The 20,598-nt window shown below is 50.0% G+C and carries 21 protein-coding genes and 1 tRNA gene; 19 read left to right on the top strand and 3 right to left on the bottom strand.

Annotated features, from left to right (window positions below):
• Positions 1 to 3: 3 nt before the first annotated feature.
• From QUE60_RS06130 to QUE60_RS06120, 3 genes are read right to left on the bottom strand one after another with little or no spacing between them, the layout of a single operon-like run.
• On the bottom strand, positions 4 to 549 hold the full coding sequence (locus QUE60_RS06130; protein WP_286223215.1) for a DUF3106 domain-containing protein: 546 nt from the start codon (positions 547 to 549) through the stop codon (positions 4 to 6).
• A gap of 2 nt (positions 550 to 551) precedes the next feature.
• Positions 552 to 1,016 (bottom strand): DUF3619 family protein, encoded by a 465-nt coding sequence (locus QUE60_RS06125; RefSeq protein WP_286223214.1) that lies wholly within the window; start codon positions 1,014 to 1,016, stop codon positions 552 to 554.
• Positions 1,016 to 1,585, bottom strand: a complete 570-nt coding sequence (locus QUE60_RS06120) for an RNA polymerase sigma factor (RefSeq protein WP_286223213.1) — start codon at positions 1,583 to 1,585, stop codon at positions 1,016 to 1,018. Before QUE60_RS06120 ends, QUE60_RS06125 begins: the two co-directional genes overlap by 1 nt.
• A 241-nt stretch (positions 1,586 to 1,826) precedes the next feature.
• Here QUE60_RS06120 and QUE60_RS06115 point away from each other — a divergent pair, with 241 nt between their 5' ends.
• The 19 genes from QUE60_RS06115 (at position 1,827) to nuoG (ending at position 20,595) form a co-directional block, all read left to right on the top strand.
• Positions 1,827 to 3,635, top strand: a complete 1,809-nt coding sequence (locus QUE60_RS06115) for an acetolactate synthase 3 catalytic subunit (RefSeq protein ID WP_286223212.1) — start codon at positions 1,827 to 1,829, stop codon at positions 3,633 to 3,635.
• Positions 3,635 to 4,126 (top strand): acetolactate synthase small subunit, encoded by a 492-nt coding sequence (gene ilvN, locus QUE60_RS06110; protein WP_286223211.1) that lies wholly within the window; start codon positions 3,635 to 3,637, stop codon positions 4,124 to 4,126. The genes QUE60_RS06115 and ilvN overlap by 1 nt, the downstream gene beginning before the upstream one ends.
• Before the next feature lie 35 nt (positions 4,127 to 4,161).
• The gene (ilvC, locus tag QUE60_RS06105) at positions 4,162 to 5,178 is read left to right on the top strand and encodes a ketol-acid reductoisomerase (protein WP_286224985.1); all 1,017 of its coding nucleotides are present in this window, start codon (positions 4,162 to 4,164) and stop codon (positions 5,176 to 5,178) included.
• Positions 5,179 to 5,198: 20 nt separating this feature from the next.
• On the top strand, positions 5,199 to 5,846 hold the full coding sequence (locus tag QUE60_RS06100; protein ID WP_286224984.1) for a phosphatidylserine decarboxylase: 648 nt from the start codon (positions 5,199 to 5,201) through the stop codon (positions 5,844 to 5,846).
• A 3-nt stretch (positions 5,847 to 5,849) separates the two neighbouring features.
• Positions 5,850 to 6,725 (top strand): CDP-diacylglycerol--serine O-phosphatidyltransferase, encoded by an 876-nt coding sequence (pssA, locus tag QUE60_RS06095; protein WP_286223208.1) that lies wholly within the window; start codon positions 5,850 to 5,852, stop codon positions 6,723 to 6,725.
• Between the two features lie 192 nt (positions 6,726 to 6,917).
• A complete protein-coding gene (locus QUE60_RS06090) occupies positions 6,918 to 8,465 on the top strand; it encodes a 2-isopropylmalate synthase (protein ID WP_286223207.1) in 1,548 nt (515 codons plus the stop codon).
• Positions 8,466 to 8,628: 163 nt separating this feature from the next.
• The gene (rpsO, locus tag QUE60_RS06085) at positions 8,629 to 8,898 is read left to right on the top strand and encodes a 30S ribosomal protein S15 (protein WP_108508739.1); all 270 of its coding nucleotides are present in this window, start codon (positions 8,629 to 8,631) and stop codon (positions 8,896 to 8,898) included.
• Positions 8,899 to 9,123: 225 nt separating this feature from the next.
• Positions 9,124 to 11,265, top strand: coding sequence for a polyribonucleotide nucleotidyltransferase (gene pnp / locus QUE60_RS06080; protein WP_286223206.1), 2,142 nt, complete (start codon positions 9,124 to 9,126; stop codon positions 11,263 to 11,265).
• A gap of 14 nt (positions 11,266 to 11,279) precedes the next feature.
• Positions 11,280 to 12,278 carry an NAD(P)H-quinone oxidoreductase gene (locus QUE60_RS06075; protein ID WP_286223205.1) on the top strand — a complete coding sequence of 333 codons (999 nt, stop codon included), beginning with the start codon at positions 11,280 to 11,282 and terminating at the stop codon, positions 12,276 to 12,278.
• 10 nt (positions 12,279 to 12,288) lie between these two features.
• A complete protein-coding gene (gene tpiA / locus QUE60_RS06070; protein WP_286223204.1) occupies positions 12,289 to 13,038 on the top strand; it encodes a triose-phosphate isomerase in 750 nt (249 codons plus the stop codon).
• 36 nt (positions 13,039 to 13,074) lie between these two features.
• The gene (secG, locus tag QUE60_RS06065) at positions 13,075 to 13,437 is read left to right on the top strand and encodes a preprotein translocase subunit SecG (RefSeq protein WP_108508735.1); all 363 of its coding nucleotides are present in this window, start codon (positions 13,075 to 13,077) and stop codon (positions 13,435 to 13,437) included.
• Positions 13,438 to 13,501: 64 nt separating this feature from the next.
• Positions 13,502 to 13,586 (top strand) — tRNA-Leu (locus tag QUE60_RS06060).
• 112 nt (positions 13,587 to 13,698) lie between these two features.
• Entirely contained in the window at positions 13,699 to 14,058 is a 360-nt protein-coding gene (locus tag QUE60_RS06055) for an NADH-quinone oxidoreductase subunit A (protein WP_286223203.1), read from the top strand.
• A 6-nt stretch (positions 14,059 to 14,064) separates the two neighbouring features.
• A complete protein-coding gene (locus QUE60_RS06050; protein ID WP_108508733.1) occupies positions 14,065 to 14,547 on the top strand; it encodes a NuoB/complex I 20 kDa subunit family protein in 483 nt (160 codons plus the stop codon).
• 1 nt (position 14,548) lies between these two features.
• A complete protein-coding gene (locus QUE60_RS06045; RefSeq protein WP_286223202.1) occupies positions 14,549 to 15,154 on the top strand; it encodes an NADH-quinone oxidoreductase subunit C in 606 nt (201 codons plus the stop codon).
• Positions 15,147 to 16,400, top strand: coding sequence for an NADH-quinone oxidoreductase subunit D (locus tag QUE60_RS06040; protein ID WP_286227498.1), 1,254 nt, complete (start codon positions 15,147 to 15,149; stop codon positions 16,398 to 16,400). Before QUE60_RS06045 ends, QUE60_RS06040 begins: the two co-directional genes overlap by 8 nt.
• Positions 16,401 to 16,406: 6 nt before the next feature.
• Positions 16,407 to 16,919 (top strand): NADH-quinone oxidoreductase subunit NuoE, encoded by a 513-nt coding sequence (gene nuoE, locus QUE60_RS06035; protein WP_286227497.1) that lies wholly within the window; start codon positions 16,407 to 16,409, stop codon positions 16,917 to 16,919.
• Positions 16,916 to 18,220, top strand: coding sequence for an NADH-quinone oxidoreductase subunit NuoF (nuoF, locus tag QUE60_RS06030; protein WP_286223200.1), 1,305 nt, complete (start codon positions 16,916 to 16,918; stop codon positions 18,218 to 18,220). The genes nuoE and nuoF overlap by 4 nt, the downstream gene beginning before the upstream one ends.
• Positions 18,221 to 18,237: 17 nt before the next feature.
• Positions 18,238 to 20,595 carry an NADH-quinone oxidoreductase subunit NuoG gene (gene nuoG / locus QUE60_RS06025; protein WP_286227496.1) on the top strand — a complete coding sequence of 786 codons (2,358 nt, stop codon included), beginning with the start codon at positions 18,238 to 18,240 and terminating at the stop codon, positions 20,593 to 20,595.
• Positions 20,596 to 20,598 lie beyond the last annotated feature (3 nt).

The raw sequence follows: 20,598 nt of genomic DNA, 5'->3' as shown, positions 1-20,598 counted from the left end.
AGTTTATTTGATTGTGGAGTTTGGTGCGGGCCCTGAGGGGGTATTGATGACTGCGCGCGGCTGAATTGCAGGTGCGGTAGCTGCGCTTGATTTTCTTTTATTGAGTTCTTGCTGAGCAAGCTTTTGCTTTTCTTCTTCGGAGAGTTGTTGATAAGCTTCCCAAGCAGCCGCTTTTTGTTCCGCTGGGATTTGTAGGCTCGTCAGATAGTTATCGCGTGCGATACGCCGATCTTTTTGGGGCAGCTTTGCCCAATCGGCCATTCGTCCCTGGAGCCGTTCTTGCTCGGGGGAGGTCATATAGGGGTAGCGATTCGCGACCCGTAACCATTTTGTTTTACGGTCATTGCTCAAGGTTTCCCAATCACTCTCCAATGGCGCAAGTACGGTTTGCTGCAGTGGGTTTAATTGATTCCAGGCGAGCTTATCGACTTTCTTGCCAACAGTTGTCGGGGAGGGCTGGGTTACTCCAGTATTCTGCGCATGAGCCCCAGAGTTCGACAGTGCGATGAAGAGAGTGAGAAGGGCTGGTGCTAGAAGTCGAAATTGCATCGCTAAATTTTTTCGTCGTCGGACTTTTTATCATCCGTCTCTGGTTTGGCGAGGGTCTTTAGTTTTAGGAACGCCATAAAGCCGTTATCAACAAATGCATCGGGTGGAACGTCATCGGTTAGGAGGGCAATATCGACATTGGCAATATCATTGATGCGCAAGTCTTCTTGCCATTCGGTGATGGCAATTAAGCCAAGAACTACGACGGTAATGGGTACGAGCCAACCAGTGAATGACCATATGGGTTTATTCCAAGATGAGGTCCGAAAGCTACGATGCGTCGTTTGGAGTTGTGCAACAAATACAGGTTCAGGCTTGGCGCGACTGAGCGCAGTCGCACGAGCATCTTGCAAGCGCGATTGGATATCGCTGCTGAGATTTTCTGATTGAGCGCTTAATAGACGGGTTACCCGCTTTCCAAACTCTTGCTCAACTGGATCTAAATTTTGTTTATTCTTGTTCATCATCACAACACAATTCCTCTGGCCCTCAATGCAGCTGCCAAGGTGTGGGCGGCTCGGGAGCAATGGGTTTTTACACTGCCCTCGCTGCATCCCATGGCAAGGGCTGTTTCAGAAGTACTCAGTTCATCCCAATAACGCATGAGGAAGGCCTCTCGTTGACGACTTGGCAATTTTGATATTTCTGCCTCAAGGATAGCCAATAACTCTTGATTGGCTAATGCCGCACTGGCATCTAGGGGTATTGGACCTCCATCCCGGATCTCAATAAGCTCCAAAGGATCAAAGTCTTCCTCGCCATCATTACCCGATCCCAATGCTGAGAAGGGGGTCTCGTGGGCGGAGCGCACTTTTTGGCGACGAAACCAGTCATGAATCCGATTTTGCAGAATTCGGGTAAAAATCAGTGGCAGCTCTGCGGCCGGCCGATCGCCGTATTTTTGAGTCAAGCTAATCATGGCATCTTGCACCACATCAAGGGCAGCGGCCTCATCCCGAACTGCATAGACGGCCTGTTTGAAGGCTTTTTTCTCAATGCCAGCCAGAAATTGGTCGAGTTCTTGGGCAGAAGCCATGTGAATTACTGCGGATTAATGAGTGTGTTTTTGTGGTTTCGTTATTCGTTTTCGACCCAAAATAGTGCCTAAACTCGCTCATTCTAGGCTATTGCTTTACAATGGAGAGCTTACCGCAAAGAGACCATCCAAGAAGTGGCAGTCTTTTTTCTTTGCGGCAGTGCCGTTCGAACCCGGACCATAAGTAAGGGACAGAACAGCCTAAACAATTTTTTGCCGAAAATTGCAAAGGAAAATGACAATGAATACGAGTAATGCTGAATTCTTAGCCACCAAAGGTGGTCAGGCCGCAACCGGGTCTCAAACCGACTCTAACCCAAGCCCCACAAAACAATCCGCCCCTGAAATGATTGGTGCTGAGATGTTGGTGCATGCCTTGCATGCCGAGGGGGTGGAGTACGTATGGGGATATCCTGGTGGTGCGGTTCTCTTTATTTACGACGAGATCTTCAAACAAGATAAGTTTGAACATATTTTGGTTCGTCACGAACAAGCGGCAGTTCATGCAGCTGATGGCTATGCGCGTGCCACCGGTAAGGTCGGTGTGGCATTGGTTACCTCCGGCCCAGGAGTCACGAATGCGGTCACTGGGATTGCGACCGCTTACACCGATTCGATTCCGATGGTCATCATCACCGGTAACGTGCCAACCTACGCGATTGGTGAGGATGCCTTTCAAGAGGCCGATACCGTGGGCATTACACGACCCATCGTCAAACACAATTTCTTGGTCAAGGACATTAATGACCTTGCCATCACACTTAAAAAGGCTTTTCATATTGCACGCACTGGTCGTCCTGGCCCCGTGTTAGTCGATATTCCAAAAGATATCTCGGCCACTAAAGCACCTTTTGTTTACCCCGATAGTTTGAGCATGCGTTCGTACAATCCGGTGATCAAGGGTCATAGCGGCCAAATCCGCAAAGCCGTCTCTTTATTACAAGAGGCTGAGCGGCCTTATATTTATACGGGTGGCGGGATCATCATGGCCGAAGCTGCCAAAGAGCTTAAAGAGTTTGCCGAACTCTTGGGCTATCCCGTAACCAATACTCTCATGGGCTTGGGTGGATTCCCGGGCACGCATGAGCAGTTTGTGGGCATGCTTGGAATGCATGGCACCTATGAAGCCAATATGGCCATGCAGCACTGCGATGTGTTGATTGCAATCGGCGCCCGTTTTGATGATCGCGTGATTGGAAACCCAGCACACTTCGCTAGCCATCCACGCAAGATTGTTCATATTGATATTGATCCATCGGTGATTTCAAAGCGCGTTAAGGTGGACGTTCCGATTGTCGGTGATCTCAAAGAGATTTTGGTCGACATGAGCGCGCAATTAAGAGCGGCACCAGCACGCAAGAATCAAGCGAAGGTGAAGGCGTGGTGGGATCAGATTAATGAATGGAAGAAGCGCGATTGCTTGAAATACGATCGTGACTCGCAAATCGTGAAGCCTCAATACGTGGTTGAGAAGCTTTGGGAGTTGACTAAGGGCGATGCCTTTGTGTGTTCAGATGTTGGCCAACATCAGATGTGGGCGGCCCAGTTTTATAAGTTTAATGAACCGCGTCGCTGGATTAACTCGGGTGGTTTAGGCACCATGGGCGTTGGTTTGCCCTATGCCATGGGAATTAAAAAGGCGTTCCCTGATCAGGAGGTCGTCACCATTACCGGAGAGGGTTCGATCCAGATGTGTATTCAGGAGCTTTCAACGCTCACTCAGTACAACACGCCGATTAAGATCGTTTCCTTAAACAATCGGTATTTAGGCATGGTGCGTCAATGGCAAGAGTTGACCTACAGCAAGCGCTATTCCAGTTCATACATGGACTCACTACCCGATTTTGTGAAGTTGGCTGAAGCCTATGGCCATGTGGGGATGCGGATTGAGACCAAGGCCGATGTGGAGCCAGCGCTCAAAGAGGCCCTCAAATTGAAGGATCGCACCGTATTTATGGATTTCCAGATTGATCCACAGGAAAACGTTTGGCCGATGGTGCAAGCGGGTAAGGGTATTAGCGAGATGCTGCTTGGAAGCGAGGATCTCTAATGCGTCACATTATTTCTGTTTTGCTCGAGAACGAGCCAGGAGCGCTCTCGCGCGTCGTTGGTTTGTTCTCAGCGCGCGGTTACAACATTGAGACATTGAGCGTTGCGCCGACTGAAGACCCGTCTTTGTCGCGCATGACCTTGGTCACGATTGGTTCGGATGATGTGATTGAGCAAATCACCAAGCATCTCAACCGTTTGGTCGAGGTGGTGAAGGTCTTTGATTTAACCGAGGGTCCTCATATCGAACGCGAGCTCATGATGATTAAGGTGAGGGCCGTTGGTAAAGAGCGCGAGGAGTTAAAGCGTACTGCGGATATATTCCGAGGCCGCATTATTGATGTGACTGATAAAAGTTACACGATTGAGCTCACAGGCGTAAGTAGTAAGTTGGATGCCTTCATTAGTGCAATTGATCGTGCATCGATTCTTGAGACGGTCCGCACAGGCGGCTCGGGAATTGGGCGCGGCGAACGTATTCTGAAAGTTTAGTTTTAATCACTCTGTATTTAATTTAAGGAAATCGTATGAAAGTTTTTTATGACAAGGACGCCGATCTGTCCCTGATCAAGGGTAAAAAGGTAACCATCATTGGTTATGGCTCGCAAGGCCATGCCCATGCACAAAACCTCAACGACTCCGGCGTGAAAGTCACCGTCGGTTTACGTAAAGACGGCGCATCCTGGAAAAAAGCAGCGAATGCGGGCTTGCAAGTGAAAGAAGTTGCTGAAGCAGTGAAGGACGCAGACGTTGTGATGATGCTGTTGCCTGACGAGCAAATTGCCGAGGTGTATAAAAACGAAGTACATCCCAACATCAAGCAAGGCGCTGCTTTAGCGTTTGCTCATGGCTTTAATGTGCATTACGGTCAAGTGATTCCTCGCGCGGATTTGGACGTGATCATGATTGCGCCTAAGGCTCCTGGCCACACTGTGCGCAGCACATACACTCAAGGCGGTGGCGTGCCCCATTTGATTGCGGTTTATCAAGACAAGTCGGGCTCTGCACGTGATTTAGCTCTATCGTACGCAACTGCCAATGGCGGTGGCCGTGCGGGTGTGATCGAGACCAATTTCCGTGAAGAGACCGAAACCGATTTATTTGGAGAGCAAGCGGTACTCTGTGGCGGCACCGTCGAGTTAATCAAAGCCGGATACGAGACCTTGGTGGAGGCCGGTTATGCTCCTGAGATGGCCTATTTTGAGTGCTTGCACGAGTTAAAGCTCATCGTGGATCTCATTTATGAAGGCGGTATCGCTAACATGAACTACTCTATTTCAAATAATGCAGAGTACGGTGAGTATGTCACTGGTCCACGGATTGTGACCGAGGAAACCAAGAATGCAATGCGCAAGGCCTTGCACGACATTCAGACGGGTGAGTATGCCAAGAGCTTCATCCTTGAAAATCGGGCTGGCGCACCAACCTTGATTTCGCGTCGTCGTTTGACTGCTGATCATGAGATCGAAGTTGTGGGTGCGAAGTTGCGTGCCATGATGCCTTGGATTGCGAAGAACAAACTCGTTGACCAGTCAAAGAACTAAGTTCAGAAGGTAATCATCCGATGATGTATCCACACCCCATCATTGCCAAAGAGGGCTGGCTCTACCTGGTTGTGATTGGGGTCTTAGCTTTTGTAGTGCATCGCTATGCTGGTTTTTTCTGGTCATGGCCATTGTGGCTATTCTTTGTCTTCACCTTGCAGTTCTTTCGTGATCCACAACGAATTGCCCCCTTAGGTAAGGATCTTGTTTTATCGCCAGCCGATGGCCGCATTGTGGTGGTTGAGAAAGCCCATGATCCGTATGCCAATCGGGAAGCCTTAAAGATTAGCGTGTTCATGAATGTGTTTAATGTGCACTCCAATCGCTGTGCCGTGAGTGGCCTTGTTAAGCAGGTCACCTATTTTCCAGGTAAGTTCTTTAATGCCAGCATTGATAAGGCCTCGACGGAGAATGAGCGTAATGCGGTCGTGATTGATGCCAATGGCAAAACGGTCACCTTGGTGCAAATCGCAGGTTTGGTTGCGCGACGCATTTTGTGCTACATCCGTGCTAATGATCGCGTCAAGCGCGGTGAGCGCTATGGATTTATCCGCTTCGGATCGCGGGTGGATGTGTATTTACCTTTGGAGGCCGAGCCCTTAGTGAGTGTTGGCGAGAAAGTCTTTGCAACCAATACCGCGCTGGCACGTTTGCCGGGTTTAGATTAAGTCATGACCCCACGCCGCAAGTTCCGTCCGGACCGTTCTCGTTTTCTGCGGAGTAAAAATACGCGACGCGAGGAATGGGATTCTGTGGAGGATTTGACGGAGGATGATCTCGTCGTCGAGCCACCGCGTCCACGTAGCAAAGGCATTTATTTATTACCCAATTTATTTACGACGGCGGCATTGTTCTGCGGGTTCTTTGCGATTGTGAACGCTATGAACCATCGCTTTGAGGTTGCAGCGATTGCTGTCTTTGCTTCGCTGGTGCTTGATGGCATGGATGGCCGAATCGCGCGAATGACCAACACCCAAAGCGCGTTTGGTGAGCAGTATGATTCTTTGGCTGATATGGTCTCATTCGGTGTGGCCCCAGCCTTAGTGGCGTACGAGTGGGTCTTAAAAGATCTTGGTAAGTGGGGCTGGTTAGCAGCATTTACCTATTGTGCCGGCGCAGCACTGCGCTTAGCCCGCTTTAATGCCAATATTGGTGTGGTGGATAAAAAGTTTTTCCAGGGCTTGCCAAGTCCAGCGGCTGCAGCGCTCTTGGCCGGTTTTATTTGGTTGGCGGACGATAACAAGATACCAGTCAAGGACTCTGCGATTCCGTTAGTAACCTTCTTCATTACGATTTATGCAGGACTCACCATGGTCTCGAATGCCCGTTTTTACAGTGGCAAAGCCTTGGATATTCGGTATCGAGTACCGTTTTGGGTGATGGTGCTTTTAATCCTCGGTTTTGTCTTGATTTCATCGAACCCACCCTTAACTCTATTTGGCCTATTTGTGGTTTATTCCCTTTCTGGCTACGTTTTATGGTTATGGGAACGAGCGATGGGGCGCAGGATTGGTGGAGAAACCACAGTTGCAGCCAAGTCTGAGTAAATGGGGTATAGTATTTCCATGATGAATCAATTCAATGCGCTTCTACTTCTTCTAGCACTGGGCCTTCGGCTCGGGGCGGGTCGCGCTTAGACACATGAAGTAAGGCACTAAGTTCGCAAACCAGCCCCAGCTAAACCGCTGGGGTTTTTGTTTTAGAAAACCAGTATTGGATGTTTAGACAAGGAATAGATGATGAGTGACCGATTAATTATTTTTGATACCACCTTGCGCGATGGTGAACAGTCACCTGGCGCATCCATGACCCGAGATGAAAAGGTACGGATTGCCCGTCAACTCGAGCGCTTACGGGTCGATGTGATTGAAGCCGGTTTTGCAGCTAGCTCTGAAGGCGACTTTGCGGCTATCTCTGCGGTTGCTGCAGCCGTGAAAGACTCGGTGGTGTGCTCACTCGCGCGTGCCAATGAGACTGATATCACTCGCGCTTCAGATGCCCTCAAGGCAGCCAATGCAAAACGTATTCATGTGTTCTTGGCAACCAGCGCCTTGCACATGGAAAAGAAATTGCGCATGACCCCGGAGCAGGTGTATGAGCAGGCTAAAAAGTCTATCCGCTTTGCCAGAAACTTGGCAGGTGATATTGAGTTCTCTCCCGAGGATGGCTACCGCTCGGATATGGACTTCTTGTGCCGGGTCTTGGAGGCAGTGATTGCTGAGGGTGCGAGCACCATTAATGTTCCTGATACGGTTGGTTATGCCGTTCCTGAACTCTATGGCGAGTTCATTAAAACCTTGCGCACTCGGATTCCGAACTCAGACAAAGCCATCTGGTCCGTGCATTGCCATAACGATTTAGGGATGGGCGTGGCCAACTCCTTAGCTGGTGTGCATATTGGCGGCGCCCGCCAGGTGGAGTGCACGATTAATGGTCTTGGCGAGCGCGCGGGCAATACGTCCTTAGAAGAAATTGTCATGGCGGTACGAACTCGGAAGGATTTCTTTCAGTTGGATGTGGGCATTGATACGAAGCAGATCGTGCCAGCCTCTAAATTGGTCTCGCAAATCACGGGCTTTGTGGTGCAACCGAATAAAGCAGTGGTTGGCGCCAATGCCTTTGCCCATGCATCAGGTATTCATCAGGATGGTGTATTGAAGGCACGCGATACCTACGAGATCATGCGGGCTGAAGATGTGGGCTGGGCAACCAATCGCATCGTGCTTGGTAAGTTATCCGGCCGGAATGCCTTTAAGCAACGCATTGCCGAGTTGGGGATTGTGTTGGAGTCGGAGAGTGAGCTCAATGATGCCTTCGCCCGCTTTAAGGCTTTGGCCGATCAAAAGGCCGAGATTTTTGATGAAGACATTATTTCTTTAATGTCAGACTCTTCAGTGGCTGATCAGAATGAGCACTTCAGTTTCATTTCCTTGAACCAACATTCTGAGACCGGTGAAAAGCCATCGGCGAAGGTGGTGTTCAAGATGGGTGGTCATGATGTGCATTCGGAGGCGGAGGGTAATGGCCCGGTTGATGCCACCTTGCATGCGATTGAGAACAAAGTACAAAGCGGCGCTGAACTCTTGCTCTACTCAGTCAATGCCATTACTTCAGGAACCGAGTCGCAGGGGGAGGTTACTGTTCGGCTCTCTAAAGGGGGTCGTATTGTGAATGGAGTAGGTATGGACCCCGACATTATTGCTGCCTCGGCCAAGGCCTATTTAGCGGCATTGAACAAATTGCACGACCCCAGCGCGATTAAGCTCAATGCCCAGATGGCACCTTAAATCATAAGTTATTGATTTATATAACTTTATTAACTATCAGACCGCTTTGCCCACAATCGGAGGGTGCGGTCTGTTAGAATGCTGAAGCTTTGATTTATAAAGCTTTTTATTAACACGGCATATCAGGTGCAAGCTTGAGTGTCCGCACGTATGGAGTATGAAGATGGCAGTTGCAGACATTAATAAGGCGGAAATCGTCAAACAAAACGCGCGTGGCGCAAACGATACGGGTAGCCCCGAAGTTCAGGTGGCGTTATTAACTGCTCGTATCAATGAACTTACCCCCCATTTCAAGGCAAACGCAAAAGATCATCACAGCCGTCGTGGCTTGTTGAAGATGGTCTCGCGCCGTCGCCGTCTCTTGGATTACCTCAAGAGCAAGGATCTGGACCGTTATCGCGCGCTGATCGACAAACTAGGTTTACGTAAGTAATTTCTTGTTTTTGTCAGCATTGCAATGAAGTAGGGTGTTGCCAAACCGGCAAGGCTCTACTTTGAGTGGTTCAAGATGACCGGCTTCTAGGGATCGTGTCATTCCAATGCGTTTCTTCTTAAAAGAGGCGCACTGGAATGGCATCCCACTTGGGTTCATCAAACAATCACTCCAGTGATACCGCGGCGCTGTGGATCCGCGGTGCGTATGTTTGGAGAAAAAAAGATGTCAATGTTTCATAAAGTTGTAAAAACGTTTCAATGGGGCCAACACACCGTCACCATGGAAACCGGTGAGATTGCTCGCCAATCCAGTGGTGCTGTACTCCTCAATATGGATGACACTGTGGTGCTCGCCACGGTAGTCGGTGCTAAAACAGCGAAAGAGGGCCAAGACTTTTTCCCCTTAACCGTTGACTACATTGAGAAGACCTATTCTGCTGGCAAGATTCCTGGGGGATTCTTTCGTCGCGAGGGACGTCCTTCCGAAGGCGAGACCTTAATTTCTCGTCTGATTGATCGTCCAATTCGCCCATTATTCCCAGAAGGCTTTTATAACGAAGTCCAGGTGGTCGTACATGTGATGTCGATTAATCCTGATGTGCCAGCTGATATTCCAGCTTTAATTGCATCATCTGCAGCCCTGGCAATTTCGGGTATTCCATTTAATGGCCCCATGGGTGCGGCGCGCGTTGGTTATCGTGATGGCCAGTACTTACTCAACCCCAATCGTAGCGAGCAAGCGACGAGCGAACTCGATTTGATCGTAGCCGGCACCCAAGCGGCAGTATTGATGGTGGAATCCGAGGCCCAACAGCTATCTGAAGCCGTCATGCTAGGTGCTGTTGTGTATGGACACGAGCAGTCACAAATCGCGATCAATGCGATTCAGGAGCTGGTGCGTGATGCCGGTAAGCCCGAGTGGGATTGGAAACCAGCACCCAAGAACGAAGCTTTGATCGCCAAGTTACAAAGTTTGGCAGAGGGCCCATTGCGGGATGCGTATCAAATTCGTCAAAAGCAAGCTCGCTCCACCAAGATTAAAGAAGTGGTTGCAAATGTCATGACCCAGTTGGCCGCTGACGGTGAAGTGGATGAAGTAGAGGTTGGTAATCTCTTGTTCGAGATCGAAGCAAAGATCGTACGTAGCCAAATTCTCAATGGTGAGCCACGCATTGACGGCCGTGATACTCGAACCGTGCGCCCCATTGAAATTCGCAACGGTGTATTGCCTCGCACCCACGGCTCCGCACTCTTTACTCGTGGCGAGACGCAAGCCTTAGTAGTTGCAACTCTTGGAACAGCACGCGATGAGCAAATTATTGATGCGCTCGAAGGCGAGTACCGCGATCGCTTTATGTTCCACTACAACATGCCTCCATTTGCAACCGGCGAGACCGGTCGCGTTGGTACACCCAAGCGTCGTGAGATTGGTCACGGCCGTTTAGCAAAGCGCGCTTTAGTACCAGTATTGCCAAGCATGGAAGAGTTTGCCTACAGCATTCGTTTGGTCTCTGAGATTACCGAATCCAATGGTTCATCTTCAATGGCTTCGGTATGTGGCGGCTGCTTAGCGCTGATGGATGCCGGTGTACCAGTCAAGGCCCATGTGGCCGGTGTTGCCATGGGCCTGATCTTGGATGGTAATCGCTTTGCCGTCTTAACCGATATCTTGGGTGATGAGGATCACTTAGGCGACATGGACTTTAAGGTAGCTGGTACTGCTAACGGTATTACTGCCTTGCAGATGGATATTAAGGTCCAGGGTATTACCAAAGAAATCATGCAGGTTGCGTTGGCGCAAGCCCAAGAAGGCCGTTTGCATATTCTGAGCAAAATGCAAGAAGCGATGGGTTCTGTCCGCACAGAGCTATCAGAGCACGCACCACGCATGGTGACCTTTAAGATCCATCCAGACAAGATCCGTGAAGTGATTGGTAAGGGCGGCGCAACGATCCAGGCGCTCACTAAAGAGACCGGGTGCAGCATTGATATTAAAGATGATGGTACGGTCACGATTGCCTCAACCAGTGCAGAAGGTATGGCGCAAGCGAAAGCCAAGATCGAAGGTATCACGGCTGAAGCTGAAGTTGGTAAGGTCTATGAGGGACCAGTGGTGAAGTTACTTGAGTTTGGCGCCCTCGTGAATATCCTTCCGGGTAAAGATGGGCTGTTACATATCTCTGAGATCTCAACGGAGCGCGTGAAGGATGTCAAAGACTTCTTGCAAGAGGGTCAGATCGTGCGTGTGAAATTACTCGCAGCCGATGAGCGTGGCCGTTTGCGTTTATCCATGAAAGCTCTGTTAACCCCGGAGTCTGGTTCAGCAGATACTCAGGCAAGCGATAGTCCCAACGAGACCGTTTAAGTAGGAGTATTGGTATGCGTGTAATGGAGATTCGGGAGTATGGCGCGCCAGAGATGTTGGTAAAAGCTGAGCGCCCTGATCCTGCTGTGCCAAGCGTAGGTTCTGGCGAGGTCTTAATTCGGGTGAAGGCAGCCGGTATTAATCGTCCAGATGTCTTGCAACGAAAAGGGCATTACCCCGTTCCTCCAGGTGCATCCGATATCCCCGGTCTTGAAGTGGCTGGGGAGATTATTGGCGGTGATCTCGCACATGCTGATAACACCTTTGGTTTGAAGGTGGGCGATAAAGTCTGTGCACTTGTGCAGGGTGGCGGATACGCGGATTTATGCACTGCTCCAATCGCGCAATGTTTGCCCTATCCAAAAGGTTTTTCAGATATTGAGGCAGCGTCTTTGCCAGAAACATTCTTTACCGTATGGAGTAATGTCTTTCAGCGCGGGCATCTCAGTAAAGGTGAGACTCTGCTGGTGCAAGGTGGTTCCAGTGGTATTGGTGTGACCGCTATTCTGATTGCCAAAGCACTCGGTCATCGAGTTTTTGTTACTGCAGGAAGCGATGAGAAGTGTGCGGCCTGCACGCAATTGGGCGCAGATCTTGCAATCAATTACAAAACTCAAGACTTTGTAGAAGAAATCAAGAAGGCTACCAATGGCAAAGGTGTGGATGTGATCTTAGACATGGTCACCGGCACCTATTTACAGCGCGAGATTGATTGCTTGGCCGATGACGGTCGTATTGTGATCATTGCGATCATGGGGGGCTCAAAGGCAGAAGTCAATACGGGCCAAATATTGCGTCGCCGCTTAACTATCACGGGATCGACCTTGCGTCCTAGACCTGTCGCCTTCAAGCATCAAATTACCAAAGAGTTGTATCAGACGGTGTGGCCCTTACTGAATGCGGGTCAACTAAAGCCAGTCATTTATAAAACATTTTCCTTAGAGCAAGCCGCTGATGCGCATCGATTGATGGAATCGAGCGAGCATGTCGGAAAAATTGTTTTAACGGTGTAAGAGGGTTGCTATGCGCGCATTGACGGTCATCGGCAATTGGAAGATGAATGGCAGTGTTCGTAGTAATCGGGATTGGTTGCAAACGGTCATTGCAGAGATGCAGCAGGGCATGCCCGCAGGGCGCCGCTTCGGTGTCTGCATACCCTTTCCCTATTTGCAAGAATGTGGCAGCTATTTGGGAAGTTCGCAACTTCAGTTGGGTGCGCAAGATGTATCGGCCTATGCATCCGGTCCGTATACAGGTGAGGTGAGTGCGAGCATGTTGCAAGAGATGGGCGTTCGCTTTGTGATCGTCGGTCACTCGGAGCGTCGCATGCAGTATGGCGAGGCCAATGAGAGCATTGCCCTTAAGGCAGAGCAGGCTTTAGATCATGAGCTGACCCCAATCATTTGTGTTGGTGAAACAGCCGATGAACGAAATTCTGGGCGTGCGGTCGAGGTGGTGAGGCGACAGGTTGCCAGTCAGGTGAGCACCCTGCAGGATCGATTGGTGGATTGCTTGATTGCGTACGAACCGATTTGGGCAATTGGTACAGGTAAAGTTGCCAGTGCGCAAATGGCCCAAGATATGCACCGGGCGATTCGTTTGCAACTGGCTGAGTTTGATGATGATGTGGCCTCTCATATTGGGATTATTTATGGGGGCAGTGTCCGTGCCGATAACGCCACGGAGCTTTTTGCCATGCCCGATATTGATGGGGCGTTGGTTGGTGGTGCGTCGTTAGATGCCAAGGAGTTTTTAGCAATCTGTCGAGCGTGATGGATTGCATGATGAATGACAATATGGAGAACAGAAATGGAATGGCTTAAAACTTTATTCGTGGTCCTGCAAGTAGTTTCTGCATTGGCCATCATTGGCTTGGTCTTGATTCAGCAAGGTAAGGGTGCTGATATGGGTGCCGCATTTGGTTCAGGTTCCTCAGGCAGTTTATTTGGGGCGACTGGTTCCTCAAACTTCCTCTCGCGCACCACTGCTATTTTTGCAGTGATCTTTTTTGTAAGCACCCTAGGAATTACATGGTTGGGAACTAAAAAGCCTGTTGAGTCAGGGGTTTTATCCAACTCAACGTTGCCGACCGTAGCCCCTGCCCAGCAAGGTGGCGCCACTCCAGCAAATGGAGCAAGTTCAGAACCCGGTAAGCCGGTCGTGCCTCGCTAATTTGCACCTTTTTGGAAGGTGCAATGCGGTAGAATTGAGGGTTGTTGTAGGGCTTTTCCGAGATGCCGACGTGGTGAAATTGGTAGACACGCTATCTTGAGGGGGTAGTGGCTTAGGCTGTGCGAGTTCGAGTCTCGCCGTCGGCACCAAAGTGGAATAGTTTGGTCGGGAATTCTTGTCTTATTGCTGTAAATCAAGAATCCCAAAATGAAAGTCGTTGATAATTCGAACGTTTGGAAATCTGACACAGGATAGAAGAAGTTGAACCTTTCAAATTACTTCCCAGTACTGTTGTTTATTCTTGTTGGTATCGGCGTCGGTCTTGCTCCCATTGTTTTGGGAAAAGTGTTAGCCCCCTCCAAACCTTATTCAGAAAAAGATTCTCCATATGAGTGCGGCTTTGAAGCCTTTGAAGATGCTCGTATGAAATTCGATGTGCGCTACTACCTAGTCGCCATTCTCTTTATCCTATTTGATCTCGAAACCGCATTTTTATTTCCTTGGGGCATTGCCTTGAGGGATATTGGCTGGGAAGGTTACATTGCGATGGCAATTTTCCTCCTCGAATTTATCGTTGGTTTTGCTTACATCTGGAAAAAGGGCGCCCTGGATTGGGAGTAGACGTCGATGGCACTTGAAGGTGTTCTAAAACAAGGTTTTGTAACGACTTCGGCTGACCAGTTAATTAATTGGACCAGAACCGGATCGCTTTGGCCGATGACCTTTGGCTTGGCCTGTTGCGCAGTTGAGATGATGCATGCGGGCGCATCGCGCTACGACCTCGATCGTTTTGGGGTGGTGTTCCGTCCATCGCCTCGTCAATCAGATTTAATGATCGTGGCGGGTACCTTATGTAACAAAATGGCCCCCGCTTTACGCAAGGTCTATGACCAGATGCCAGAACCGCGTTGGGTGATATCGATGGGTTCATGTGCTAACGGCGGTGGCTATTATCACTACTCTTATTCGGTGGTACGCGGATGCGATCGTATCGTTCCAGTGGATGTGTATGTTCCTGGTTGTCCACCAACGGCCGAAGCCTTGATCTACGGCATCATTCAATTGCAGGCCAAAATTGGTCGCACCAGCACCATTGCGCGGAAGGGTTGAGATGAGTGATCGCCTCGAACAACTTCGTTTGCAATTGGATCGTGTTTTAGGCAACCGTATTCAAAGTGCCTCGATCGATCATCGTGAGTTGACCATCGTCTTGCATCACGCAACGTATGCTGAGTCAGCCAAATTATTACGAGACGATCCCAGCTTAGCGTTTGAGCAGCTGATTGATTTATGTGGAGTTGATTACAAAGACTATGCCGATGGCACTTGGAGCGGCCCCCGCTTTGCGGTGGTTAGCCACTTACTGTCTATCAAGCATAACCAACGTCTGCGTATTCGGGTATTTGCCCCAGACGACGACTATCCATTGGTGGCATCGATGGTGCCCATTTGGAACTCAGCCAATTGGTTTGAGCGCGAGGCCTTCGATCTCTTTGGCATCCTATTTGATGGTCATGAGGATTTGCGTCGTATCTTGACCGATTACGGCTTTATTGGTCATCCATTCCGTAAAGATTTCCCAATCTCGGGCCATGTCGAGATGCGCTATGACCCGGAGTTAAAGCGAGTGGTGTATCAGCCAGTCACGATTGATCCACGTGAGGTGACCCCCCGCGTGATTCGTGAAGAACAATACGGTGGCTTGGCAAATGGCTGAGATTAAGAACTACACCCTCAACTTTGGCCCCCAGCATCCTGCGGCTCACGGTGTATTGCGTTTAGTGCTTGAGCTCGATGGCGAAGTGATCCAACGCGCCGATCCGCATATTGGCTTATTGCATCGTGCGACCGAGAAACTCGCCGAGACCCGGACTTGGATTCAGAGTGTGCCGTATATGGATCGTCTTGATTATGTATCGATGATGGTCAATGAGCATGCCTATGTGATGGCCATCGAGAAGCTTCTCGATGTTGATGTTCCTATCCGAGCCCAATACATCCGTGTGATGTTTGATGAGCTCACCCGTCTGCTCAATCACTTACTCTGGGTTGGCTGCCATGGTCTCGACGTTGGTGCGATGGCAATCTTTTTATATGCCTTCCGTGATCGCGAAGATATCTTCGATATGTATGAGGCGGTATCCGGTGCTCGCATGCATGCAGCCTACTATCGTCCCGGCGGTGTCTATCGCGATTTACCTGAGAGGATGCCTCAATACGCCAAGTCGGCGATTCGGAGTGAGCAAGCGGTAAAGCGTTTGAACGAGAGCCGCAGCGGATCATTATTGGATTTCATTGAGGACTTTAGTAATCGCTTCCCAGCCAATGTGGATGAGTACAACAATTTGTTAACCGATAACCGAATATGGAAGCAGCGCTTGGTGGGTATCGGCGTGGTCTCCCCTGAGCGAGCTCTGCAGATGGGTTTTACTGGCCCGATGTTGCGTGGCTCTGGTTTTGCTTGGGACTTGCGCAAGAAGCAGCCTTATGAAGTCTATGACCAGTTGGATTTTGATATTCCAGTGGGTGTGAATGGCGATAGCTACGACCGATATTTAGTGCGCATGGAAGAAATGCGTCAATCCAATCGCATTATTCAACAGTGTGTGAAGTGGTTGCGAGCCAATCCAGGCCCAGTGATGAGTGATAACCATAAAGTAGCCCCGCCAAAGCGCGTTGATATGAAAACCAATATGGAAGAGTTGATCCATCACTTCAAGCTCTTTACCGAAGGGATTCATGTGCCAACGGGTGAAGCGTATGCAGCAGTAGAGCACCCGAAGGGGGAGTTTGGTATCTACGCCATTTCGGATGGTGCTAATAAACCTTACCGCTTAAAGATTCGGGCTCCTGGCTTTGCTCATTTAGCAGCCATGGATGAGATGTCACGCGGTCATATGATTGCGGATGCGGTCACCATCATTGGGACCCAAGACATTGTATTTGGTGAGATTGATCGATAAACCATGATGACAGCCCAATCCCTTTTTTCTGCTAAGACCCGCGCCCAAATGGATCGCAATATTGCGAAGTATCCGTCTGAGCAAAAACAATCGGCGGTGATGGCATGTTTAATTGCTGCACAAGAAGAGCATGGTTGGGTCTCCCCCGAGATCATCGCTGAGGTGGCGCAAATTCTGGAGATGCCCAAGATTGCGGTTGAGGAAGTAGCGACGTTCTACAACATGTATGAGACCAAGCCGATTGGTAAGTTCAAGCTCGTGGTGTGCACGAATTTGCCTTGCCAATTAACGCATGGCGAAGAAGCGGCTGACTACCTCAAGAAAAAACTCGGGATTAACTTTAATGAGACTACGCCCTGTGGAACCTTCACCCTAAAAGAGGGTGAGTGCATGGGTGCTTGTGGCGACTCCCCTGTAATGTTGGTGAATAACCACCGTATGTGTAGTTTTATGACCCAAGAAAAGATCGATGCTTTATTAGATGAGTTGAGTGCAGAAGCAAAACGGGGGAGCATATGACCAGTTTGCATAGTCGTCACATTAAGCCCTTAATTTTGGCTGGCCTAGATGGTAAGAACTGGCATCTCAAAGACTATGAGGCTCGCGGTGGTTATCAGCAGCTACGCCGGATTCTTAACGAAAAGATTACCCCGGATGCCGTGATTGCGGAAGTCAAGGCATCGTCCTTGCGTGGCCGTGGTGGTGCGGGATTCCCAACCGGCTTGAAGTGGAGCTTCATGCCCAAGAACTACAACGGTAACAAATACCTCGTTTGCAATAGCGACGAGGGTGAGCCCGGTACATTCAAAGACCGTGACATCATGCGCTACAACCCCCATGCGTTAATCGAAGGCATGATTATTGGCGCTTATGCCATGGGGATCTCAACGGGATACAACTACATTCACGGCGAGATCTGGGAGGTCTATGAGCGCTTTGAAGAGGCGCTTGAGGAAGCGCGTGCTGCGGGCTATCTTGGACAGAATATTTTAGGAACAGAATTTAGTTTCCAGTTGCACGCTGCCCCAGGCTTTGGTGCTTACATTTGCGGTGAAGAGACCGCACTCTTGGAGTCGCTTGAGGGTAAAAAAGGGCAGCCTCGCTTTAAGCCACCATTCCCAGCGAACTTTGGTTTGTACGGCAAGCCAACCACCATTAACAATACCGAGACCTTTGCAGCTGTGCCATTTATTCTGGCCATTGGTGCAGAGGCTTATCTCAAATTGGGTAAGCCCAATAATGGCGGCACGAAGATCTTCTCCGTATCGGGAGATGTCACTTACCCAGGTAACTATGAAGTTCCACTCGGTACACCGTTTGCTGAGTTATTGAAGTTGGCAGGCGGGATGCGCAATGGCAAACAGCTCAAAGCAGTGATCCCTGGTGGATCATCGGCACCAGTCTTGCCTGGCAAGATCATGATGGATATCACGATGGATTACGACGCGATCTCCAAGGCTGGGTCGATGCTCGGCTCTGGAGCAGTGATCGTGATGGATGAGTCCCGTTGCATGGTACGTTCACTCTTACGCCTCTCGTATTTCTATCACGAAGAGTCGTGTGGCCAATGCACTCCATGCCGCGAGGGGACTGGTTGGTTGTGGCGGATTGTTAATCGCATTGAACACGGTCAAGGTCGACCTGAGGATTTAGATCTTCTCAAAGACGTTGCCGGGAATATTCAAGGGCGGACCATCTGTGCTTTAGGTGATGCAGCGGCGATGCCGGTGCAAGGCATGCTCAAGCACTATATGGATGAGTTTGCTTACCATGTCGAGCATAAGCATTGCATGGTTTCTTCATTTGCAAAGGCCGCCTAATCATGAGTACGGTGAACATGATTGAGATCCATGTTGACGGTAAGCCCGTCGAGGTACCGCAGGGCTCCATGGTGATGCATGCCACCAACAAGCTAGGCACTTACGTTCCTCATTTTTGCTATCACAAGAAGCTGAGCATCGCCGCAAACTGCCGGATGTGTTTGGTTGAAGTGGAGAAGGCGCCTAAGCCATTACCAGCATGTGCCACCCCCGTGATGGCGGGCATGAAAGTGTTTACTCATTCGGCGAAGGCTGTTGAGGCTCAAAAGTCGGTGATGGAGTTCTTGCTCATTAACCATCCCTTGGATTGCCCGATTTGCGATCAGGGTGGCGAATGCCAATTACAAGATTTGGCGGTTGGCTACGGTAAATCCAGTTCGCGCTATAAAGAAGAGAAGCGTGTGGTCTTCCATAAAAATGTTGGACCACTCATTTCCATGGAAGAGATGTCGCGTTGCATTCACTGCACCCGCTGTGTGCGCTTTGGCCAAGAGGTTGCTGGTGTCATGGAACTTGGCATGATCAACCGTGGTGAGCATTCGGAAATCACGACCTTTGTGGGGCAAACGGTTGACTCTGAGCTCTCGGGCAATATGATCGACATCTGCCCGGTGGGCGCCTTAACCAGTAAGCCATTTCGGTATGCCGCGCGCACCTGGGAGTTGGTCCGTAAGCGCTCGATCAGTCCGCATGATGCCGTGGGTGCCAACACTACCGTACAAACGAAGGCTAATCATGTGATGCGGGTTGTCGCACTCGAGAACGAGGCCATCAATGAGTGCTGGATTAGTGACCGCGATCGCTTTGCATATGAAGGCCTAAATAGCCCTGATCGTTTAACCACTCCAATGGTGAAACAAAATGGGCAGTGGTTAGAGACCGATTGGCAGTCTGCCCTCGATTACGTCGTGCACTCATTAAGTGATATTCAGAAGCAGCATGGTAGTCAGGCGTTAGCGGCATTGGCTCACCCCATCGCAAGCGCTGAAGAACTTTACCTCTTGCAAAAAGTGATGCGTGGTTTGGGAAGTCATCAAATTGAGACGCGTTTGCGCCAAACTGATACCCGCGGAGCAGCAACGCTACCCTGGTTGGGTATGCCAATTGCGAAGTTGAGTGAACTCAAGCGTGTCTTGGTGATTGGTAGTCATTTGCGTAAAGATCTGCCGCTGATCGCTGCTCGGATGCGCACGGCAAGCAAACAGGGCCTTAAGGTCTATCGACTCGATGCAGGCGGTAACGATTGGCTCATGCCGATTACTGCGCATCTCAAATCGAAGCCCAGTCAATGGGTGGATCAATTGGGGCAAATTGCCCAAGCGATTGCGCAAGCAAAATCCTTACAGCCTCCAACTGGTCTCTCAGTGAAGAGCGTTTCTCGTGAAGCGCAAGCGATTGCAGATCAATTGCTCAGCAATGCCAAACTTGAGAGCCCTGAGCCACAGGCAATATTCTTGGGATCACTGGCGATTGCCCATCCCAACGCCTCTGATTTACATGTTCTTGCGGAGTTTATTGCCAAGCATACGGGATGCACCTTTGGGTTCTTGTGTGAAGGTGGTAATTCAGTGGGGGCGCAACTGGTGGGTGCTACCCAGGGTAATCAAGGCAGTGTTGATACCGTATTGCAAAGTAAGGCGCGCGCCTATGTGATGTTACACGTCGAGCCACTTCAGGATTTACCCAACCCACAACAAACCCGAGCTGCGTTACAAGGCGCCGATACCGTAATTGCGATGAGCGCCTACACGAGCCCCGATTTGCTTGAGTTAGCCGATGTGATTCTGCCAATCACTCCTTATACTGAATCCGTTGGAAGTTTTGTGAACATGGCGGGGCAGGTGCAAACCATTCAGCCTTCTGTTCGACCTTTGGCAGATGCTAGACCGGCATGGAAGGTGCTCCGTGCATTAGGAAGTCTCCTAAACCTCAATGGTTTTTTGTATAACCTCCCAGAAGAGGTATATGCCGATGCGTTTGCAAAGTCTGTAGAGAGCCAACTCAATAATTGTTTTACAGCCAACCCTGAGGTCCAACAACGCGTTCAGATTACCGCATCGCTCGAGCGCCTTGCCTATCAAGCGATTTATTCAAGTGATGCGATTGTGCGCCGCGCCCCTGCATTGCAACGCACCCGTGATGCAAAGGATGCCAATATGGTTGGAGTGGGGGAGACCCTTTGGGGGCAACTAGGTTTGCAGGCCGGTGATCGCGTGGCGCTTACCCAAGCTGGCCAGACGGTTGAAGTGGGCGTTCAATTACAACCCGACTTGGCCGACGGTGTAGTGCGCATTGCAACAGCAACGGAGCTGAGTGGTCATCTAGCCTCTATGTTTGGTGAAGTGGCTCTTTCTAAATTAACGGTGAGCGCTTAAGGT

The organism is Polynucleobacter sp. HIN11, assembly GCF_030297675.1.
Taxonomy (GTDB): domain Bacteria; phylum Pseudomonadota; class Gammaproteobacteria; order Burkholderiales; family Burkholderiaceae; genus Polynucleobacter.
This window is presented reverse-complemented; position numbering and strand designations above follow the sequence as displayed.

Bases quoted from the DNA above. Each gene is read 5' to 3' on its own strand.
- pnp (WP_286223206.1), top strand. From the start codon at position 9,124: ATGTCAATGTTTCATAAAGTTGTAAAAACGTTTCAATGGGGCCAACAC.
- QUE60_RS06120 (WP_286223213.1), bottom strand. From the start codon at position 1,585: ATGGCTTCTGCCCAAGAACTCGACCAATTTCTGGCTGGCATTGAGAAA.
- ilvC (WP_286224985.1), top strand. From the start codon at position 4,162: ATGAAAGTTTTTTATGACAAGGACGCCGATCTGTCCCTGATCAAGGGT.
- pssA (WP_286223208.1), top strand. From the start codon at position 5,850: ATGACCCCACGCCGCAAGTTCCGTCCGGACCGTTCTCGTTTTCTGCGG.
- secG (WP_108508735.1), top strand. From the start codon at position 13,075: ATGGAATGGCTTAAAACTTTATTCGTGGTCCTGCAAGTAGTTTCTGCA.
- QUE60_RS06090 (WP_286223207.1), top strand. From the start codon at position 6,918: ATGAGTGACCGATTAATTATTTTTGATACCACCTTGCGCGATGGTGAA.
- QUE60_RS06115 (WP_286223212.1), top strand. From the start codon at position 1,827: ATGAATACGAGTAATGCTGAATTCTTAGCCACCAAAGGTGGTCAGGCC.
- QUE60_RS06040 (WP_286227498.1), top strand. From the start codon at position 15,147: ATGGCTGAGATTAAGAACTACACCCTCAACTTTGGCCCCCAGCATCCT.
- QUE60_RS06130 (WP_286223215.1), bottom strand. From the start codon at position 549: ATGCAATTTCGACTTCTAGCACCAGCCCTTCTCACTCTCTTCATCGCA.
- QUE60_RS06050 (WP_108508733.1), top strand. From the start codon at position 14,065: ATGGCACTTGAAGGTGTTCTAAAACAAGGTTTTGTAACGACTTCGGCT.
- QUE60_RS06100 (WP_286224984.1), top strand. From the start codon at position 5,199: ATGATGTATCCACACCCCATCATTGCCAAAGAGGGCTGGCTCTACCTG.
- nuoE (WP_286227497.1), top strand. From the start codon at position 16,407: ATGACAGCCCAATCCCTTTTTTCTGCTAAGACCCGCGCCCAAATGGAT.
- QUE60_RS06045 (WP_286223202.1), top strand. From the start codon at position 14,549: ATGAGTGATCGCCTCGAACAACTTCGTTTGCAATTGGATCGTGTTTTA.
- QUE60_RS06125 (WP_286223214.1), bottom strand. From the start codon at position 1,016: ATGATGAACAAGAATAAACAAAATTTAGATCCAGTTGAGCAAGAGTTT.
- QUE60_RS06075 (WP_286223205.1), top strand. From the start codon at position 11,280: ATGCGTGTAATGGAGATTCGGGAGTATGGCGCGCCAGAGATGTTGGTA.
- tpiA (WP_286223204.1), top strand. From the start codon at position 12,289: ATGCGCGCATTGACGGTCATCGGCAATTGGAAGATGAATGGCAGTGTT.
- ilvN (WP_286223211.1), top strand. From the start codon at position 3,635: ATGCGTCACATTATTTCTGTTTTGCTCGAGAACGAGCCAGGAGCGCTC.
- rpsO (WP_108508739.1), top strand. From the start codon at position 8,629: ATGGCAGTTGCAGACATTAATAAGGCGGAAATCGTCAAACAAAACGCG.
- nuoF (WP_286223200.1), top strand. From the start codon at position 16,916: ATGACCAGTTTGCATAGTCGTCACATTAAGCCCTTAATTTTGGCTGGC.
- nuoG (WP_286227496.1), top strand. From the start codon at position 18,238: ATGATTGAGATCCATGTTGACGGTAAGCCCGTCGAGGTACCGCAGGGC.